18 protein-coding genes are annotated in these 19,263 nt (G+C 69.2%); 9 read left to right on the forward strand and 9 right to left on the reverse strand.

Features of this window, described 5'->3' with window-relative positions:
- Positions 1-24: 24 nt before the first annotated feature.
- Together kdgK1 and ACFQE9_RS00965 are read left to right on the forward strand one after the other, a co-directional pair.
- Complete coding sequence (gene kdgK1, locus ACFQE9_RS00960; protein WP_379739109.1) at positions 25-990, forward strand: bifunctional 2-dehydro-3-deoxygluconokinase/2-dehydro-3-deoxygalactonokinase; 966 nt, start codon at positions 25-27, stop codon at positions 988-990.
- 86 nt (positions 991-1,076) lie between these two features.
- The gene (locus ACFQE9_RS00965) at positions 1,077-2,507 is read left to right on the forward strand and encodes a dihydrolipoyl dehydrogenase family protein (protein WP_379739112.1); all 1,431 of its coding nucleotides are present in this window, start codon (positions 1,077-1,079) and stop codon (positions 2,505-2,507) included.
- A 21-nt stretch (positions 2,508-2,528) separates the two neighbouring features.
- Here the strand turns inward: ACFQE9_RS00965 and ACFQE9_RS00970 are convergent, their stop codons facing one another.
- The 3 genes from ACFQE9_RS00970 to ACFQE9_RS00980 all read right to left on the reverse strand — a co-directional run bounded on the left by ACFQE9_RS00970 (position 2,529) and on the right by ACFQE9_RS00980 (position 6,058).
- Positions 2,529-3,785 (reverse strand): hemolysin family protein, encoded by a 1,257-nt coding sequence (locus ACFQE9_RS00970; protein WP_379739115.1) that lies wholly within the window; start codon positions 3,783-3,785, stop codon positions 2,529-2,531.
- A 138-nt stretch (positions 3,786-3,923) separates the two neighbouring features.
- Complete coding sequence (locus tag ACFQE9_RS00975) at positions 3,924-5,747, reverse strand: ribosome biogenesis/translation initiation ATPase RLI (RefSeq protein ID WP_379739117.1); 1,824 nt, start codon at positions 5,745-5,747, stop codon at positions 3,924-3,926.
- Positions 5,748-5,749: 2 nt separating this feature from the next.
- The gene (locus ACFQE9_RS00980) at positions 5,750-6,058 is read right to left on the reverse strand and encodes an EMC6-like membrane protein (protein ID WP_379739120.1); all 309 of its coding nucleotides are present in this window, start codon (positions 6,056-6,058) and stop codon (positions 5,750-5,752) included.
- Between the two features lie 343 nt (positions 6,059-6,401).
- On the opposite strand from ACFQE9_RS00980, the gene ACFQE9_RS00985 reads away from it, so the two are divergent.
- Positions 6,402-6,698 (forward strand): winged helix-turn-helix transcriptional regulator, encoded by a 297-nt coding sequence (locus ACFQE9_RS00985; RefSeq protein WP_379739123.1) that lies wholly within the window; start codon positions 6,402-6,404, stop codon positions 6,696-6,698.
- A gap of 29 nt (positions 6,699-6,727) precedes the next feature.
- Here the strand turns inward: ACFQE9_RS00985 and ACFQE9_RS00990 are convergent, their stop codons facing one another.
- Positions 6,728-7,057, reverse strand: coding sequence for a DUF7536 family protein (locus ACFQE9_RS00990; RefSeq protein ID WP_379739126.1), 330 nt, complete (start codon positions 7,055-7,057; stop codon positions 6,728-6,730).
- Positions 7,058-7,137: 80 nt separating this feature from the next.
- Here ACFQE9_RS00990 and ACFQE9_RS00995 point away from each other — a divergent pair, with 80 nt between their 5' ends.
- The gene (locus ACFQE9_RS00995) at positions 7,138-8,298 is read left to right on the forward strand and encodes a PfkB family carbohydrate kinase (protein WP_379739129.1); all 1,161 of its coding nucleotides are present in this window, start codon (positions 7,138-7,140) and stop codon (positions 8,296-8,298) included.
- A 67-nt stretch (positions 8,299-8,365) separates the two neighbouring features.
- Here the strand turns inward: ACFQE9_RS00995 and ACFQE9_RS01000 are convergent, their stop codons facing one another.
- The gene (locus ACFQE9_RS01000) at positions 8,366-9,085 is read right to left on the reverse strand and encodes a DUF6663 family protein (RefSeq protein ID WP_379739132.1); all 720 of its coding nucleotides are present in this window, start codon (positions 9,083-9,085) and stop codon (positions 8,366-8,368) included.
- 99 nt (positions 9,086-9,184) lie between these two features.
- Here ACFQE9_RS01000 and ACFQE9_RS01005 point away from each other — a divergent pair, with 99 nt between their 5' ends.
- Complete coding sequence (locus tag ACFQE9_RS01005; protein ID WP_379739136.1) at positions 9,185-9,805, forward strand: methyltransferase domain-containing protein; 621 nt, start codon at positions 9,185-9,187, stop codon at positions 9,803-9,805.
- 70 nt (positions 9,806-9,875) lie between these two features.
- On the opposite strand, the gene ACFQE9_RS01010 is transcribed toward ACFQE9_RS01005, so the two are convergent.
- Positions 9,876-10,391, reverse strand: coding sequence for a type IV pilin N-terminal domain-containing protein (locus tag ACFQE9_RS01010; protein ID WP_379739141.1), 516 nt, complete (start codon positions 10,389-10,391; stop codon positions 9,876-9,878).
- A gap of 135 nt (positions 10,392-10,526) precedes the next feature.
- Positions 10,527-11,945 carry a DUF7094 domain-containing protein gene (locus ACFQE9_RS01015; protein ID WP_379739144.1) on the reverse strand — a complete coding sequence of 473 codons (1,419 nt, stop codon included), beginning with the start codon at positions 11,943-11,945 and terminating at the stop codon, positions 10,527-10,529.
- Between the two features lie 114 nt (positions 11,946-12,059).
- On the opposite strand from ACFQE9_RS01015, the gene ACFQE9_RS01020 reads away from it, so the two are divergent.
- The 3 genes from ACFQE9_RS01020 to ACFQE9_RS01030 all read left to right on the forward strand — a co-directional run bounded on the left by ACFQE9_RS01020 (position 12,060) and on the right by ACFQE9_RS01030 (position 15,433).
- On the forward strand, positions 12,060-13,619 hold the full coding sequence (locus ACFQE9_RS01020) for a DUF7345 domain-containing protein (protein ID WP_379739147.1): 1,560 nt from the start codon (positions 12,060-12,062) through the stop codon (positions 13,617-13,619).
- A 69-nt stretch (positions 13,620-13,688) separates the two neighbouring features.
- Positions 13,689-14,477, forward strand: coding sequence for an electron transfer flavoprotein subunit beta/FixA family protein (locus ACFQE9_RS01025; RefSeq protein WP_379739150.1), 789 nt, complete (start codon positions 13,689-13,691; stop codon positions 14,475-14,477).
- On the forward strand, positions 14,477-15,433 hold the full coding sequence (locus tag ACFQE9_RS01030) for an electron transfer flavoprotein subunit alpha/FixB family protein (RefSeq protein ID WP_379739153.1): 957 nt from the start codon (positions 14,477-14,479) through the stop codon (positions 15,431-15,433). Before ACFQE9_RS01025 ends, ACFQE9_RS01030 begins: the two co-directional genes overlap by 1 nt.
- A gap of 28 nt (positions 15,434-15,461) precedes the next feature.
- Here the strand turns inward: ACFQE9_RS01030 and ACFQE9_RS01035 are convergent, their stop codons facing one another.
- A complete protein-coding gene (locus ACFQE9_RS01035) occupies positions 15,462-16,154 on the reverse strand; it encodes a peptidase (protein ID WP_379739156.1) in 693 nt (230 codons plus the stop codon).
- Positions 16,155-18,131, reverse strand: a complete 1,977-nt coding sequence (locus ACFQE9_RS01040) for a MutS-related protein (protein WP_379739160.1) — start codon at positions 18,129-18,131, stop codon at positions 16,155-16,157. It lies immediately after the preceding gene.
- A gap of 147 nt (positions 18,132-18,278) precedes the next feature.
- Here ACFQE9_RS01040 and larE point away from each other — a divergent pair, with 147 nt between their 5' ends.
- Positions 18,279-19,262, forward strand: coding sequence for an ATP-dependent sacrificial sulfur transferase LarE (gene larE, locus ACFQE9_RS01045; protein ID WP_379739163.1), 984 nt, complete (start codon positions 18,279-18,281; stop codon positions 19,260-19,262).
- The last annotated feature ends 1 nt before the right edge of the window (position 19,263 follow it).

A 19,263-nucleotide genomic window follows, 5' to 3' on the forward strand; every position in this document is an offset into this window, starting at 1 on the left:
GGGACCGTAAGTTGCGGACATGGAGTGGGACGCGTGACCGACCTCGTGACCTTCGGCGAAACGATGTTGCGGCTGTCGCCGCCGCGCGGCGAGCGGCTCGAGACGACCCGGAACCTCGAGGTGCAGACGGGCGGGGCCGAAAGCAACGTCGCCGCGGGCGCGGCACGGCTCGACGTGAACGCGGTGTGGCTCTCGAAGCTGCCGGACTCGCCGCTCGGGCGACGGATCGTCTCGGAGCTTCGAAGCCACGGCGTGCGAACCGGGATCGCCTGGGCGGACCCCGCGGGCTCGCGTACCGGGACCTACTACATCGAACACGGCGGGGATCCGCGCGGCACGAACGTCGTCTACGACCGTTCGGACTCGGCGTTCACCACGATCGAGGCGTCGGAACTTCCCGAGGGGATCTTCGAGAACACGACGACGTTTCACACGACGGGGATCACCCCCGCGCTCTCCGAGGCGGCCGAGCGGACGACGGTCGACCTCCTCGAGGCTGCGGGCGAGGCCGGGGTGACGCGAACGTTCGATCTGAACTACCGCGGGAAGCTCTGGTCGCCGGCGGAGGCGAGGAAGACCTACGAATCGCTCTTCGAACACGTCGACACCCTCTTCGTGCCGCGTCGGGACGCGATCGAGATCCTCGAGTGCGAGGGCGACGCGGTCGACATCGCTCACGGTCTGTTGACCGACCACGACCTCGAGACGGTCGTGCTCACCCGCGGCGAGAAGGGCGCGCTCGCGGTCTCCGACGGCTCGGTCCACGAGCAGGGGACCTTCGAGGCCGACACCCACGACGCGATCGGAACTGGGGACGCCTTCGTCGCCGGGTTCCTCACGCGGCGCATCGACGGCGGCGCCGTTCCCGACGCGTTGCAGTGGGGCGCGGCCACGGCCGCGCTCAAGCGCACGATCGGCGGGGACATCGCCGTGATCTCCCGCGAGGAGGTCGAGTCCGTCCTCGAGGGGGAGTCGGGGATCGATCGATAGCCGGCGAACCACGCCGTCCGCGGCGGGCGACGATCACGCCGTCCGCGGTGGACAACGCTTACTATCGCGCGAGCGCGAGGTGAACCATGCACGTAGCCGTTATCGGCGCGTACGGAAGCGCCGGTGCCGCGGTCGCGGAGGGACTGTACCCGCACGTCGGCGGCCGGATCGACCGGCTGACGCTCGTCGACGACGGGGAGCCGGGGGGAGGACTCTGCATCCTCGAGGGGTGTATGCCCTCCAAGGAGCTCATCTCGGCGGCGACACACCGTCACCAGGGTCGCGTCGACGACCGGCTGACGGGCGAGCCGCACGAACTCGACCTCGAGCGGGTCGTCGCGGAGAAGAACGACCGAACGCGCGGGTGGGCCGGCCACCGCCGCGAATCGATCCACGAGATGGCCGAGGACGAGGACGTCGAGTTCCTCCACGAGCGGGCGCGGTTTCTCGACGACCACACGATCGAGGTGGACGGGGACACGATCGAGGCGGACTACGTCGTGATCGCGACCGGGTCGGTCCCGAACGTCCCGGACGTGCCGGGGCTCGAGGAGGCCGGCTACTACACCAGCAAGGACACGTTACACGCGACGGAACTCCCGGATTCAGCGGTCGTTCTCGGCTTCGGATACGTCGGCCTGGAGATGGTCCCCTACCTCGCGGAGGCGGGCGTCGATCTCACCGTGATCGAACACGACGAGCGGCCGATCGACGAGGCGGACCCCGAGTTCGGCGACGCGCTCCTCGAGATCTACCGCGAGCAGTTCGACGTCGAGATCCGAACCGAGGTCCGCGAGGACCGGGTCGAAACCACGGCGGAGGGGGTTCGCCTCCACCTCCGACGCGAGGACGGCGCCGAAGCCGCAGCCGATCCGGAGCCGGTCGAGGCCGAATCGATCTTCTGTTTCACCGGCCGGGAGCCGAACCTGAACGGGCTGGGACTCGAGAACACCACGCTCTCTCCCGCCGACGATTGGATCGACGCGACGATGCGACCGCCGAACGCGGAGCGGACCTTCGTCGTCGGCGACGCGAACGGCCGCGAGCCGATCCTCCACGTCGCGAAGGAACAGGGGTACAAGACGGCCGAGAACGTGCTCGCACACGCCAAGGGCGAGCCGGTCGAGCCGTACTCGAACGTCCACCACCACGTGATCTTCTCGGGCGCGGCGATCTACCCCTTCGCGCGCGTCGGCCACACGCCCCGATCGGCGGTCGAGGCCGGCCACGCGATCGCGACCGCGACCAGGCGGGCGAGCGACGACGGCGTGTTCAAATCGAAGGACGTCCCCCACGGCCTGGCGCGGCTGGTCGTCGACGCCGAGGACGGGACCGTCCTCGGCTGGCAGGGACTCCACTACCACGCCGACGTGATGGCCAAGACGCTCCAGATGGCCGTCGAGATGGAACTCGACGTGCGCGAGATCCCCGATCGGGCCTACCATCCGACGACGCCGGAGATCCTCGACGGGCTGCTTCGTGAGTGTGCGGCGCAAGTCGACACGGACGCGGAGTGATCACTCCACGCCGGCCGGTCGTCACGGGTCCGTTCGACGGACGCGAACCGTTCGAACCCGGTTTCCGTCGGTCGTCTCCACGGCGATCGAGACGCCGGAATCGGGAAACTCGACGCGGTCGCCGGGCTCGCCGACGCGCCCGAGACGGGCGTTGACCAGCCCCGCGACGGTCTCGTACTCCCCGTCACGCGGCAGCGCGACGTCGAGTTCGAGGACGTCCGTCACCTCCCCGACCGTGACCTCGCCGTTCACGAGCAGGCCGTCGTCGGTGTGGCGAAGCGAGCGCTTCTCGCCGACCTCCGCGATGTCCCCGACGATCTCCTCTAGGACGTCCTCGATCGTGGCGATCCCCTCGGTCTCGCCGTACTCGTCGACGACGACCGCGAGGGGGATCCGCCGCGTCTGCAGTTCGGCGAGGAGCACGTCCACGCGCTGGGAGTCGGGGACGACCACGACCTCCCGGAGCACGTCGTCCAGATCGAGCCCCTCGCGGATCGCGCGTTCGGCGTCGCGGACGTCGACGAACCCGACGACGTGATCGAGGGACCCCTCGTAGACGGGGACGCGCGTGAGCCGTTCGCTCGCGCAGAGTCCGACGATCTCCTCGAGAGGGGTTTCGCGGTCGACCGCGACGACGTTCGGGCGAGGGACGAGGATCTCCCGGACGCTCGTCTCGTCGAGGTCGAAGACGCCCTCGACCATGCGCCGCTCGCGTTCGTCTATGGCCCCGACGCGCTCGCCGGTGGCGACGAGCCGCTCGAGTTCGGCCCGGGTAAGCCCGGGCGGAGTCGCCGTGGGCGAGCCGGTCACCCGTTCGACGACCGAAACGACGCCCTCGAAGACCGTGACGACCGGCGAGAGGACGCGTTCGACGAATGCGATCGGGCGGGCGACGGCGAGCGCGATCCGCTCGGCGTTGGCCACGCCGTAGGACTTCGGGGCGATCTCGCCGACGACGAGGATCAACACGGACATCACCGCGGTGGCGATCGTGACCCCCGCACCCGGACCGTAGGCGGCCGCGAGCGTGGCCGTCGCGAGGCTGGCCATCGTGATGTTGACCACGTTGTTGCCGACGAGGATCGTCACGAGCAGCCGGTGGGGGTCGTCCCGCAGTCGCGCGAGAACCGGACCGTCCGGATCCGTGCCGGCGGAGAGCGCCGCGACCCGGTGGCGCTCCAGCGAGAAGATCGCGATCTCGCTGGCGGAGAAGAATGCGCTCACACACAACAGGATCGCGATGATGCCCGCCGCGACGCCGATCGAGTCCGTGATCATGGCCCACTGTTCGGCGGCGGGTCGGTTATACGGTTCGGCAGCGGGTCGGTGTATGGTCCGACGGAACCGGCTTCGAACCGCGTCCGCGAGCCACGGCGGAGCGGCGACGAACGCGACGAGACGGGGTGGACGTGGCGACTAGACGGAGTAGTAGTACTCGCCGGTCCGCTTCTGCTCGCGGTCCTTCTGGGAGTCGGGTTTGTTGATCCGCGGGCGGCCGGTGCGCTCGTCGCGCCGGAAGGTGATGTCGAGGTCCGAGAGGAAGTCGTTCATCCCCGCGCGCATCTCCTGGGGCGGCTTGGCGTGGCCGTGGTGGGCCGGCTCGCCGTCGAAGACCATGAGCCGGTCGGCGAGCAGGTCGATCATGTAGATGTCGTGGTCGATGACGAGCACGGTCGCGTCGTGGTTCTCCGCGTACCGGCGGATCGCGGTCGTGGCGCGCACGCGCTGTTCGACGTCGAGGTGGGCCGACGGCTCGTCGAGCAGGTAGAGGTCGGCGTCCTCGGAGAGGCACGCCGCGATCGCCACGCGCTGGCGCTCGCCGCCCGAGAGGTCCGTGAGGTTCTGCTCCATGATTCGATCGAGCTGGAGCGGGTCCGCGATCTCCGTGTTCCAGTAGGAGCTTCCGACGCGGTCCGTGATGGACGAGAGGAAGGCGTCGACGCGCATGTGGCGGTCGATCTCGATGTACTGCGGCTTGTAGGCGATGTCGAGCGCGAAGTCCAACTCGCCATCGTCGGGCTCGAGGGAGCCGGCGAACAGCTTCGCGAGGGTGGATTTGCCGATCCCGTTGGGACCCACGATGCCGAGCACCTCGGACTCGTAGATGGTGCCGCCCTCGACGTCGAGGTCGAACTCCCCTTCGCCGTAGGACTTCCGGAGGTCCGGGTACTCGACGAGCTCGTTCTCCTTCGAGGAGACGCGTGGGGCGTGCTCCTCGAAGGTGATCGAGTCCGGACGGATCCGCATGTTCTCGTTGTCGAGGTAGCCCTTCAGGTACTCGTTGATCCCGTTTCTGACGGACTTCGGGTCGGTGATGACGCCGTAGGCGCCGGGTTCGCCGTAGGCGACGTGGAGGGTGTCCGCGAGGAGGTCGAGGATGGCCAGGTCGTGTTCGACGACGAGCATCGACCGGTCGGAGTCGGCCGCCAGCTCGCGAATGAGCCGGGCGGCGGTCATCCGCTGGCCGATGTCGAGATACGGGGTGATCTCATCGAGGAAGTAGAAGTCGGCGTCGCGGGCCAGACACGCGGCGATCGCCACGCGCTGGAGCTCGCCGCCGGAGATGGAGTCGATGTCCTGGTCCATCACCGGAGCGATGTTCAGCCGGTCGATGAGCTCGGAGAGCGCGCCGCGCTCGTCGGTGTGTTCGAGCAGGTCGCGCGTGTTCCCATCGAACTGCTTGGGGATCTGGTCGACGTACTGAGGCTTTCTGGCGATCGATATCGATCCCTCCCGAAGTCGATCGAGGTAGGTCTGCAGCTCGGTACCGCGGAAGCGGTCGACGACCGGCTCCCAGTCGGCCCCCTCGTCGGCTCCCTCGTGGTCGCCGAGGTTCGGGACGAGCTCGCCCGCGAGCGCGTGGACCGCGGTCGACTTCCCGATGCCGTTCGGTCCGAGGATGCCGGTCACGGAGCCGGGCTCGGGGACGGGCAGGCCGTACAGCGAGAAGGCGTTCTCGCCGTAGCGGTGGACGGGGTCCTCCTCGAGCTCGGAGGGAAGGTTGATGATCTCGATGGCGTCGAAGGGGCACTTCTCGACGCAGATGCCGCAGGTCTCGCCCAGACAGATCTCCTCGGAGATGCGGATCTGGTCGGGGTCGCCGTCCTCGGCGTCCTCGCCGCGCATCGTGATGCACTCCTTGCCCGTCCGGTTGGGCGGACAGTAGTTCATGCACTCGTAGTTGCACCGGTCGGGCTGACACCGGTCGAGGTCGACGACCGCGATGCTGTCGTCGGCCATGGCTACAGCCGAACACCCGAGGTCAAAAGGACCGTGTAGGTGATGAACCACAGCGTGAAGGTCATGAACACCACGTAGAGGTTGTCCTTCACGCCGAAGTCCGCAACGTCGACGCCGGCCAGCTTCAGAATGGGAAACTGGACGACGACGAACGCGCCCATCACCACGACGGCCATCGTGGATCCGCCGTTGGCGGGAGAGGTGCCGACGTACCAGGCGGACGCGAGCGCTGCGCCGATGCCGGCCAGACAGGCGATGGTCGTGACGACCACGCCGCGGGCGTGGCCGGTGAGTCCCGAGTCGTCGCTCATACCAACGGGTCCGCTGGCGCCGGTGAAAAGGCGTTCGTTCCGAAGCCGACCCGGGTCGACCCGGGCGAGGCGGGCGACAACGAGCACGAAACGAACCCCGGATGGAACACGCGGGAACGTCGAGAACACGTCGACGAGCCGACCAGCCACATTGGTCGCGCCGTGAGAGCGCGCGCGAGCCGGTTGCCTGACCGATCGGTCAGCCAGGACGGTGATCCGTCGGTTTATAGAGGCAAATACTTCCGCAATTCGCGGAGGACGCACGTCGGAGCGCGCCCAAACGGCCCGGATCGGGAGGATCTGCATGAACCTTTATCACGGTGTGCTATTTCGAGTCGTAACGATGGCTGGAACCGAACAGGGGAGCACCGACGGGACCGAGACGCTCGAGGACCTCCCTCCGAGCGCGAAGCTCGTGTTCAAGGTATTGGAGTACAACGGGGCGTTGACACAGAAGGGGATCGTCGAGGAGTCGATGCTCTCCGCACGGACGGTTCGATACGCGCTCGAGCGGCTCGAGCGGATCGGCGTCGTCGACGAGGACGTCTACTTCGCGGACGCGAGACAGAACCTCTACGAGCTCACGGAGCCGGCACGGGATCCCTCGACCGACGACAAGGAAGCCTGCTGTGCGGACTGAGGCGCAACGACGACCGCCCACCGTTCGAACTACTCCTCGGCGGCGATCTCACGGCTTCGGCGGACGGCCGAACGGACCGTGAGCGCGATCGCCACGAGCGTCCCGGAGGCGACCGCCAGGACGAACGCGAGCAGGAGAAACCACCCCTCGGGACCCATCACGGGATACTCGCGAGTTCCCTGGAAGGGACCCCACAGCTCGAGGACCCGAAACAGGTAGGCAGAAAGCGCCACGCAGGCCCCAGCGATCCCTCCGACGACGGCGTGTCGCCGGACGTCGAGCGCGGCGAGAAACGACACGAGCGGCGGCCGGTCCGGTCGCTTTTCACTCACGTGGGGACGTTCGATCCGCCGCGACATAGACGCATCGGAGCGGCGCGGTCGATCGATCGGACTCGAGCACGCGAACCACTCAAGTGAACCCGGTCCGAACCACGGCCGTGCGATCCGAACCGGGGACATCGGCCACGGGGGAGGGGCGTTCCCCCGTCGAATCGCCCTACGTGGACCTACAAAACCGCCTCGCGGAGATCCCCAGCGATCTGCGGGTTTCGGCCCTCCCGGACGGATCGATCGATCGGCGCTATCGGATCCAAACCGGGGTCGGAGGGGGACTCACCACGCGAGCAGCGCTCGCGACCGCGATCGAGGACGGCCGGAAGTCCCTGCAACTCGTTCCCGAGCGCACGGAACCCGGCGGACAGGCGGTGAACCTGGCGATCGGTGCCCACGAACTGGGAGCGAAGGTCGCACTTTGTGGCCACCTCGACGCGCCCGAGATGCCCGCGTTTCCCTTCGAGACCTATTCGTTCGGAGAGCCCGCGACCGTCAGGGTACTCGACCTCGAGGACGACGCCGTGATGTTGGCCGAGGAATCCGGTGACGTCCGGTCGTGGGGGGCCGCGGACCTCGAGGCGGCCCTCGAGTCGCCCGTCGACCCGCTCGACGCCGACGTGGTCTGTTGGTGCAACTGGGTCTCGTTCCCCCGGACGACGGAGGCGATCCGGATCGCGTCCACCCATGAGGACGACACGATTCGAAACGGGTCGCCGCAGATCCACCTCGTGGATCCGGGCGATCTCGTCGGCAGCGACCCGGACGCGATCTCGGAGCTGCTGGACGCGCTCGGAGAACTACAGGATCCGGAGGCGGTGATCGTGAACGCGAACCGCGCGGAGATCCGCGAGATCGCGGCGGCGATCGACGCGGATCCGTCCACGAGCGATCCTCAAGCACACGAGCGCGAGGACGAGCGTCTCCGTGACGATGACGAACGGCTTCGTGCGATCCGCGATCACGCGGGAATCGCCGGGGTCGTCATGCACGCCGAGCCGCGAGCCGGGATGGCGGTCGGGGACGATCACGTCGTCTCCGTTCAGAACTTCCGGCTCGAGGATCCCGACCGACGGATCGGAGGCGGAGATCGGTTCGGATCGGGATTCGCCGTCGGGCTCGCCGCCGGGTGGCCCGTCGAGACCGCCCTCGCGTGTGGAAACGCCGCGGCGGCGTACTACCTGACCCACGACCGGACCGGCGACGCCGAGGACCTCCGCGCCTTCGTTCGGGAGCGCTCACCGTCGAACGACGACGGTGGCGAGTGAACCGGCGGGTCACGGCAGCCGAGCGTCGGCCCGTCGACGGTCGGTCGACGGTCGACGGCTCGGCCGATCAATGGGCCGACGGATCAGCGCCGTCCGAGGACGTCGCGTTCTCCTCGAGTTCCCCGTAGATGCCGGCGTCGTCCTCGAGGTCATCGAGTCGGTCGGCGAGCGCCGACCCGAGGTCGTAGGTGTCCCGGACCGTCCGCGCGAGGATCCCGTCACGTCGGAAGGCGACCAGAACGGCGACGTAGTCGTCCGAATCGGGACGCAACAGGAAGACCGAACGGGGCTCCCCGTCGTCGAGCCGCTCGTTCACTCGAGCGACGAGGGGTTCCAGCGGAAGCGATCCGTCGGCGAGCGCGGAGAGCGTGTCGCGGCCGGGCGGATCCGCGAACAGGTACAACGCGCCGTTCGGCGTTCCGTCGCGTCCGCGGGTCGTCGTCGAGACCATCGCGTCGCCGGCGGCGCGCGCGTTCCGCCAGGCCTCCCTGGCCGCCTCGAACATACCCGTGACCTCGTCGGCGACGTGGATCCGGGTCTCGCGGACGACCGTGTACTCCTCGATGCGGGCGGTCGCGTCCGACCAGGCGAGCGTGGCGTCGACGACCCATCCGGGCTCCAGCGGCTCGACGTCCGCCGAGTGATCGCCGTCCGCCCGGAGCGGAGCGTACGCCTCGTCGGCGTCGGGGTCGTCGGGATGAACGGGTTCGTCCGGAACCTCGACCAGCGTGAACGCGTCGCCCTCGCGGCGCTGGACCCGAAACCGGCCGACGGTCGTCGGCTGCATGGAACATCGAAACGGGCGAGCGCCAATAAGCGAGGTGATCCGCATTGCGTCGACGGATCCGCACCGTTATGGGGAGCCGAGCCGTAGATCGCCCCACGAATGGGACTTCTCGAGGACAAGGCCAGGGCACGGACGTTCTACAGGTACCTCTCGAAGATCTACGACCGGATCAACCCGTTCATCTGGAACGAGCGGATGCGCGACGAGGCGCTCTCGTGGATGGATCTCGAGGCGGGCGACCGCGTTCTCGACGTCGGCTGTGGAACCGGGTTCGGAACGGAGGGGATCCTCCAGTACACGGACGACGTCCACGGCCTCGACCAGAGCGTCCACCAGATGGAGCGGGCCTTCGAGAAGTTCGGGAAACACGACCGGGTGAACTTCTACCGCGGGGACGCCGAGCGGCTCCCGTTCGCCGACGACACGTTCGACGCCGTCTGGTCGTCGGGGTCGATCGAGTACTGGCCCCACCCGGTCGCCGGGCTCCAGGAGATGCGTCGGGTCGCAAAGCCGGGAGCCACCGTCCTCGTCGTCGGTCCCGACCACCCGAACTCGCGGATCGCACGACGGATCGCCGACGCGATCATGCTGTTCTACGACGCCGACGAGGCCGACCGGATGTTCCGGCAGGCCGGGTACGAGGAGTTCGAACACCACATCCAGCAGGCCAGCCCCGGAAGTCCACGCGCCATCACGACCGTCGCGACCGTCCCGGAGTAGGCGGCGCGCCGCCGCGATCCCTCGTCCGTCGTTGACCGGTCTCGCGTCCCTCCCCGTTTCTCCTCATCTCTCACGCTTCCGTTGCCGTGGTCGAGAGTCGCGCGACCGGCGTCGACCCGGCGTCGATCCGCACCTCGACGGTCGCTCCCGGCGTCGGTACCGGGTCGTTCGTTCCCGCGATCGAAAACGACGCCCGGTCGCCGGCCGAAAGCGTCGTCGTCCCCGCGCTGTTGAACGCGCCGGTCGGGCCGGGCTCGAACCCGCTCGCGGAGAAGAACGGCACCGGCGGCTGCTCGGAGAGCGCCTCGCCGTCGACGCGAACGCTGATACGGACGTCGGAGACGTCGATCGGATCGCCCCCCTCGTGTGAGAGGGTCACCGTCGATTCCTCTACGGTCACGGAGAGGCTGGCGGTCGGCGCAGGGTCGATCGGGTCGGCGGCGCTCGTGACGATCGCGGCGAATCCGCCGCCGAGGACCACGACGAGAAGGAGCAGACAGACGGCCGCGATGGGAGCGAACGCCCGGTCGAAGCGGGGCCGATCGATCCTTCGGGGCGAACGTGGGCGGGGGACGGGCGGAAACACACGCCGTCTGCGTCGGTATCCCTCTAAAACCCTCGTCCCGGGACGGAACACGGGAGGAGGAGTCCGGAGACGCCCCGTACCGAAAGTCATCCGGAGACGCCCGGTACGGGGATCGAACGCGCGGTCGGGAGCCCTTCAGCTTTCGTCTTCGTTCCCCGATTCGGGAGGGGGTATCCGCGGCGGCGTGACGGGGGTAACCTCCGAAACCCACGCGACGCGGGGATCGTCGACGACGGTGGTTCGGTAGGGTCGATCGGGTGAGAGGATCCACAGGCGGCCCTCGGCGTTCGTGGACCCGACCTCGACGCTGTCGTCGTCGCCGGCGGCGACGGTTATCGTGGCGTTCGAGACGGGTTCGCCGCTTTCGACGTCCATGGCCGTCACGCGGACCGGGCCGCCCGGGTAGGTCGCATCGACGGTCACCTCGATGCCGTCCTGGGTCGTCGATCGGCGGTGGGAGTCCGAGAAGGACGCCAGATCGCGGCGCTGGTGTTCGATGAAGACGTCGCCGTCGCCGCCGCTTACGAACGTCCGAAGACGCCCTCCCTCAAAGGGGACGTTGACGCGGGTGAGCCCGTCGGTCCCGAGCGTGTCCGCGGAGAGGCTCCGGTCGTCGACGCGGGGGTACGCGGCGAGCGTTCGCTCGAGCGCGCGCTCGCTCTCGTCCGCGTCGCCGGCGGCGTCCCGGTCCCACCGGTCGCCGCGATAGACCTCTCTGAGGTACTCGCCGTCGTCGGCGTCGATGGCGGCCAACACGGCGACGTCCTCCCGGGTCTCCACGTATATCCGATCGGGCGATTCGCCCGCGCGAAGCGTCTCAAGCGCGTAGGATCGAACCGGCCCGTCGTAGACGCTCAACCGGAAGGCGAGCGAATCGGTCTCGAGCGAGGTTCCGGAGGTCTCGGCGGCGAGCGCGGCGAGCACGTCGAGTCGCGTGCGAAGCGCGTCCGCCGTGGCGGAGATCTCCGCGAGCTCGATGAACAGCTCCCGGTCGGACAGCTCGCCGCGCGCGTGGGCGTCGATCGCGGCCCGCTGGCGCTCGTAGAGGCGGGCCTCGGCGTCCCTGACCTCGGCCTCGGCGGCCACGAGCCGCCGCTGACGCTCGCCGGAGGAGTTCGCGGCCCGGACGTGGGCGATCGCGGCCTCCGTGCGCATCGAGGCGGTCGTACGGGCCGTTTCGATCCGGCTCGCGGGACCGAGGTCGGCGCGATGGTGACCGATGGAGACCGACGTCGCGGAGTCGGACGGCGCGGAAAGCACGTTGATCCACGTGTCGGTCGCGGGGGCGTCCGATCCGTTCTCCGTCGTCCCGTTGCCATCCGTTCCGTCCTCGGTCCCGGTCTGTCGGACGGTCGAGGCATCCACGAGGACGGCATCCGCTCCGCGATTTGGCCCCTCTTCGCGGAGCGGGTCGACGGCGTCCGGCGATCGCTCCGTCAGGATCGCCGGTCGATCGTCGGCCCCGGTCGCGGGTGAGGCCCCCGCAACGGCGAACCCGGCCGTCGCCGGCGCGATCAGGAGGGCGACCGCCAGCAGAACGGGGAGGACCCTCATCGGGGGGAGATCCGGCGGCATCGGTTAAAAAATACACCCATCGATCGGGCGATCGGTGGCGGAGAATCGGGCGATGAAAAGGATTTTGCCGAGCGCACGAGAGGGAACGGCTGTATGCGGCGACCCGCCCTCCGTGTCGTTCTCGCCACTCTGCTCCTGGTAACCGGCGTCGCCGGGGGCGTCCTCGCCGGAGCCGCGCCGGTCGACGCGCGGCCGGGGTCCGTCGCGAGCGCGGGTGCACTCGCGTCCGAACCCGTCGATCCGAGCGTAAACACCGTCGGTTCAGGCGCGAACGCGATTGGTTCGGGCGCGAGCGCCGTGGATCCGGGTGCGGACCCGAGCCAGCTGTCGACGACGAACGTGACCCCCGAGACGGAGTTCCGGATCGACCTCCAGTCGACGCGCGAGGCGGACTGGACCGTCGTCGTTCGGTACGAGCTGACGAACGACAACGAGACGACGGCGTTCGAACGCGTGGCGGCGCGCTTCGAGTCCGGGGAGGTCGGACCGTCCGCGGATCTGTACGTCAACCTCGCCGCGGGCGCCGCCGAGGCGTCGGGACGCGAGATGGAGATCATGGACGTCGAACGCGAGGCCGCCATCGATCGCGGGATCGAGATCGCCGGCGAGGAGGGCGCGGTCGGCGAGCTCCGCCTCTCGTTCACCTGGACCGAGTTCCTCCGCGAGGAGGGCGACCAGCTCGTCCTCGACGATGCCTTCCGAACCGCCGACGGCGAGACGTGGCTCCAGTCGCTCGGAACGAACCAGCGGATGGTGATCCAGCCGCCCGAGGGCTATCAGGTCGACTCGTTTCCGGGCATCGGCCTCTCGCTCGACGACCGGGCCGTGGTGATCGAGGGGCCGCGAACGTTCGAGCCGGACGACGACATCGTGGTCGTCTACACGCCGACGACACAGCCCGTCACGGGGCCGCCGTGGTTCGCCCTCGCGGCGGCGGTGATCGTCGGATCGATCGCCATCGCGGGCGGGCTGTGGGCCTATCGGCGAACCGACGAGTCGGGGCCGTCGATCGACGTCCCGATCGGGAACTCGGGATCGAACGCCTCGACCGACGGAAACGACGCCTCGGAGACTCGGGGCGGATCGGGGACCCAAGCCGGGAGCGAAACAGGGTCCGGAAACGGCTCCGGGACGGAGGACGCTGCGTCGACGGAGCGGACGGGGACGTCGGAGCCGAGTCCCGGAACGGACGGCACGGGAACGGAGAGCGCACCCGAAGGGGTTGGCGCCTCGGCCGAACGGGAGAGGACAACCGGCGATTCGGGAGTTGACGGTGAATCGGACGTCGGGGACGGCGAGGAAACGGCAGGGGACGAACCGGACGACTCCGAGGGGACCGCCGAGCCGGACCCCTCGCTGCTGTCGGATGAGGAACGGGTCGAGCGGCTGCTCGAGGACAGCGGCGGACGGATGCGACAGGCGGCCATCGTCGAGGAGACCGGCTGGTCCGACGCGAAGGTCTCCCAGCTCCTCTCGGCGATGGCCGAGGCGGAACGCGTCGAGAAGCTCCGGCTCGGGCGCGAGAACCTCATCTCGCTTCCGGATCACACGCCCGATGAAGGCGGAGAGGGTGGTCCGAAGGGGGAGGATGATCCGAACGGAGAGAACGATCCGAACGAAGAGGGTAGTCCGAGCGGAGAGGATGGAGACTGACGGGGCATCGCCAAAGGACGCGGACGGCTTTCGAAAACCCTTACTCGCGGTCGGTGGTAGCGATCCACGATGAAGGTTCTCGTGACCGTAAAGGAGGTCGGCGAGGTCGGCGACGACTTCGCGATCGAGGGGACCCGGATCGCCGAGGGCGACCTCGAGTACGGGATCAACGAGTGGGACGAGTACGCGCTCGAGGCCGGCGCGCGACTGGCCGAGGAGGACGTCGCGGAGGAGGTCGTCACGGCCACGATCGGGCCGGAACGCGCCGAGGAGACGATCCGCACCGCGCTGGCGAAGGGCGCCGACCGCGCGGTTCGCGTCTTCGACGACGCGCTCCGCGACGCCTTCCTCGACGTCGAGACCCGCGTCGATCTCCTCGAGGCGGTCGTCGAGAGCGAGGAGCCGGACCTGATCCTCTCCGGCGTTCAAGCGAGCGATACGGCCTTCGGGGCGACCGGCGTCGCGCTCGCAGAGCGGATCGGCTATCGGCACGCGGCGGTCGTGAACGACCTCGAGGTGGACGCTGACGCCGGAACGGCGAACGTTCGACGGGAACTCGAGGGCGGGATCGAGGAGGTCGCGACGGTCGATCTTCCGGCCGTCCTGACCGTGCAGACGGGGCTGAACGAGCCGAGATACGCCAGCCTGCGCGGGATTCGACAGGCGCAACGCAAGGAGATCGACGTCCGAACGCTCGACGATCTGGGCCTCTCCGAGGCCGACGTCGAGGGGGCGTTGACGCTCTCGAGCATGTACGAGCCGGAAAGCGACTCCGAGGCGGAACTCATCGAGGGCGACTCCGGCGAGGCCGCGACTCGGCTTGCCGAGGTCCTCCGTGATCGGGGGGTGGACGCCTGATGACCGCCGCCGTCCTCGCCATCGCGGAACATCGCCGCGGCGATCTTCGCGACGTCTCCTACGAGCTCGTGACTGCAGGACGCGAACTGGCCGACGCGATCGGCGGCGAGCTCCACGTCGCGGTCATCTCGGGGGCGACGGAGGAGTTCGCCGAGGCGCTCGATCGCGAGGGCGTCGACGCGATCCACGCCGTGGAGAACGGCGAGGAGTTCGACCACGGCGTCTACGCGCGGGCGGTCGAGACCCTCCACGGGGAACTCGACCCGACGGCGCTTCTCGTTCCCAACTCCGTCAACGGGCTCGATTACGCGCCCGCGGTCGCCGAGCGTCTCGACCTCCCGCTCGTGACCGACGCGATCGACTTCGCCTACGACGACGGACTCACCGTCACCCGCGAGATGTACGGCTCGAAGGTCGAGACGACCGTCGAGGTGACAGGCGATCGGTTCGCCGTCACCGTCCGCGGCGGCGAGTGGCCGGCCGCGGGAGGGACCGGCGACGCGAGGGTCGAGACGACCACCGTCGACGCCGAGGCGGGCGACTCCGGCGTTCGCGTCCGGGGCTACGAGGAGATCGCCGCCGGCGACGTCGACATCACGGAGGCCGACGTGCTCGTCTCCGTGGGCCGGGGGATCGGCGAGGAGGAGAACCTGGAGTTGATACGGGATCTGGCGGACGCGCTCGGCGCCACGGTCTCGGCCTCGCGGCCGATCGTCGACAACGGCTGGCTCCCGAAGAACCGCCAGGTCGGCCAGTCCGGGGCGGTCGTCACGCCCGATGTGTACGTCGCGATCGGCATCTCCGGGGCCGTCCAGCACGTCGCCGGCATGAAGGGCGCGGAGACGATCGTCGCGATCAACACCGACCCGAACGCGCCGATCTTCGACGTCGCGGACTACGGGATCGTCGGCGACCTCTTCGAGGTGGTTCCGGCGCTGATCGAGGGGTTCGAGTAGGCCCGATCGCCCGGGGTGGGAACGGTTCCTACCCGCCGCGTTCGCGCAGCCGATCGATCCGATCCCCGAGCGGCGGCTGCACCTCGAAGGCCGTCCGCCACCCGCCGCGTTCCGGCTCCACGCCGCGGCGGTCGGCCGCGCGCTCGAAGGCGTCTGCCAGCCGGTCGGCGCCGACGCGATCGGCCGCGCGGGCGTCGGCGGCGTACTGGATCCGCCGTCCGGCCCAAAGCGAGACGAGCCCGACCGCGAGGAGCGCGGTGAACCCGTCGTCGAAGGGGACGAGCGTGAGGACGATCGCGGCGAGGATCGACACCACTCCGGCCACCGAGACGGCCCGAAATTCGCCGTAATACGTATCGAGGCGGGCGACCTCGGCCGCGAACAACGCCTCGACGGTGATTTCATCGAGGGTGTGTCCATCGATGTCAGTCGCGTCTCGATCGCTTTCTCCGTCGACGCCGAGCACGTCCGGCGTCACGAACAACACGCGTCGTCCGGGCGGGCCGCGGACCGTGATCTCCGGGCTTCGGGTCGTCTCCTCGATGACGGCGACGGCCGACACGTCGAGTCCGACCGCCTCGCGAAGCTCCGCGAGGCGATCGCGCTCCGCGGGCGTCGGCTCGCGGGTCGCGAGGAAGCGATCGGCCGCGATGAGCGGGCCGACGGTTGCCGCGAGCATCGCGAGGACGGCGACGAGGGGGACGAGCGCGATCCGGAGCATTCAGAACTTCTCCAGGAGGTCCTCGTAGAACGCGCCGCCGCGCTCGCCGGAGAGCTTCTCGACGATGAGCTCCGGGGTGGACCGGGCGAGGTGGTCCTTCTGTGGCGACCGATTCACCCGCAGTTCGCCGTCCTCGAGTCCGGTGGCCTCGATACCGTCGACGGCGACCGGGAAGTCGGCCGCCTCGCGGATCTCCCGGGCGAGGTGGGAGACGAAGACCGCGGTCGCCGCCTGGTCCTCGAGCGCCTCGAGGATGCCGGCGATGATCTTCGCGGAGGCGCCGGGTTCCGTGATCGACTCCAGCTCGTCGACCAGCACGAGCCGGCCGTCCGCGCCCTCGACGAGGTCGCCGAACTCCCGAAGCGTCGCCTCGAAGGCGCCGGCGTCGAGGGTCCCCTGGGACTTCGCGTAGTAGTGGATCTCCTCGAAGCGCTCGAGGCGGGCCTCGGCGGCCGGAACGGGCATACCCATCTGGGCGAGGATCGCAACGAGCGCGACGAGATCGAGCGTCGACGTCTTGCCGCCGGAGTTGACCCCCGAAAGCAGCGTCGCGCCACTCACCGCGTAATCGACCGGCTCCGCATCCGCGTAGGAGACGTCGAGGAGCGGCGATCGCCCCTCGACGATCCGAAAGCCGCGATCGCGATCGAACGTCGGAAGCGTGCAGTCGAAATCGCGGGCGAATCGGGAGACTGCGAGTTCGACGTCGAGTTCGAGCGCGTCGCGGACGAGATCGTCGGCCGGATCGGAAAGCTCCGAGAGGTCCTCGGCCAGATCGGCTTTGAGCGTCGCCGCACGCTGGTCGCGAGCCGTCGAGAGTTCGTTTCGAAGGCGGGAGACCGTCTCCTCGTCGTGTTCGACCGGAAACGTGGGATCCCCCTCGGGGAAGACGCGCTTTGCGATCTCCGCCTCGCCGGGGTCGAGCCGCAACGCGGAGACGACGTGATCGCGTGCCCGCTCGAGGGCGGCGTCGTACTCGTCGGCGAGTTCGCGCGAGAGCAGCGAGTCGACGCGGGCGCCCTGTTCGACGAGCGAGAGGAAGTCCTGTCCCTCGATGGTGACGTCCCGCTCGCGGATCGCCTGACGGAGGTGGTCGTTCGCGACCGACTCGGCGGTGCCCACGGCCGCATCGAGGTCGTCGACCGCGGTCGCGAGCCGGTCGAACTCGTCGTCGCCGATCACGGTTCCGTCGTCGTCGACCCGCGAGAGCGCGTCCCGGAGCGCCTCGAGGTCACACGGCGGGTCGACGTCGGCGGCCTCGTGGACCGCCGCGGCCGCGAGGAGCCGGTCCCGGTTCGTCGCGAATCGGGCGAGGAGGCGCTCGGGAACGGTCTCGGCGGGCGTCTCGAGGGCGTCCGGACGGACCCGGACGTCGCCGTGGACGTCGAGGCCCGCGAAGGACTCGTCGAGGACGATCACGGTGGCGTACGACCGCGCGAGCTCGGAGAGGTCGCGGACGTCCTCGGCGGTTTCGACGGAGAGTTCGGGCATCGCCGCCTCGGCCTCGGCGTAGCGTTCGGCGTCGGCGGTCGCCAGACATCGCTCGCGGACGCGGACCGTTCCCGGCGACTCCATCGGCTCGACGCCGGAGAGCGCCTCGAGGACCGCCGGGTCCGGTTCGCGCTCCATCGCGTCCGCGACGAACGAGCGGACCTCCTCGATCCGCGACCGGGACGCGGAGGGGTAGAACGTCTCGAGGCGCGTCTCGGCGTAGTCGGTGACCGCCCGGTCCTTGAGCAGGCCGATCACGTCGCGATAGAGTTCGCGTGCGCGATCGGTCGCGAGCACGCGCCCGTCGTCGCCGTGGCGGTCGCGAACCGCCCCGCGGGCGATCTGGACGGCCCGGCCGTGGGTGATCCCGGACGCGCTCGCGATCGCGGCGACGTCGCCGCGGCGAAGCGCGGCCTCCGGATCGTCCAGCTCGTGGAGGGCGTCGGCCGTCTTGGCGCCGACGCCGGGGATCGCCTCCAGTTCCATCACCCCGGGTTCTTTCGGGAACGGTCAAAAGGGTGCGGGTCGCGGGGCGGGGGCCAACCCGAAGTCGACCATGAGTAGAGAACGCGACCACCTCCGATCGACGAACACGACGACGCCCTTTTTCTCCCTCGGGTGTAACGGACGGTCATGGACACGGTTACGGACGCCGGGCGGTCGGCGGGAACGCCGGACGCGTCGGTCGAACTCGACCGCGAGGCGCTTTCGGCGTCGCTGGAACGGAAGGTCGACCTCCTCCGGGAGTCCCTCTCGGAGTGCGGTGAAGTGTTGATCGCCTTCTCCGGCGGCGTCGACTCGTCCGTGGTCGCGGCGCTCGCGCGTGACGCCCTCGGGGAGGACGCCGTCGCCTGCACCGCCAAAAGCGAGACGCTTCCGGCCGCGGAGCTGGAGGACTCCGTCGAGGTGGCTACCGAGATCGGGATCCGCCACGAGATCGTCGAGTTCTCCGAACTGGACGATCCGGAGTTCGTGGCCAACGACGGCGATCGGTGTTACCACTGCCGAACGATGCGGCTGGGCCGGATGTACGAGAAGGCGACCGAGATGGGGATCGACACGGTCTGTGACGGGACGAACGCCTCGGATCCGGGCGAGGGGCATCGCCCCGGCCTGCGCGCGGTCGAGGAGCTTTCGGTCCGGTCTCCCCTCCTGACACACGACGTCGATAAATCCGAGGTGCGGCAGATAGCCGAGGCCTACGGCCTCTCCGTGGCGGACAAGCCGTCGATGGCCTGTCTCTCCTCGCGGATCCCCACCGGACTGGAGGTCACGGAGGAGCGTCTCTCGCGCGTCGAGAAGGCCGAGCGCCTGCTGCGGGAGTGGGGCTTCTCGCAGTTCCGCGTCCGCGATCACGACGGGCTCGCGCGCATCGAGATCGCGACTGAGGAGCTCGAGGACGCCCTCGATCCGGAGTTCGCCCGCGCCGCCACCGAACACCTCGAGGACGTCGGTTTCGACCACGTTACCCTCGATCTCGCCGGCTACCGGACCGGCAGCGTGAGTCCCGGCGACGAGGAGGAGCCCGAAGGCGGGAACTCAGACGACGACGGGGACGCGGATCGTGACGTCGCAGGCGGGCTCGATCTCGGCAAGGAGTACCCGCGGGGAAGCTGAC

The organism is Halopenitus salinus (genome assembly GCF_042662125.1).
Taxonomy (GTDB): Archaea; Halobacteriota; Halobacteria; order Halobacteriales; family Haloferacaceae; genus Halopenitus; species Halopenitus salinus.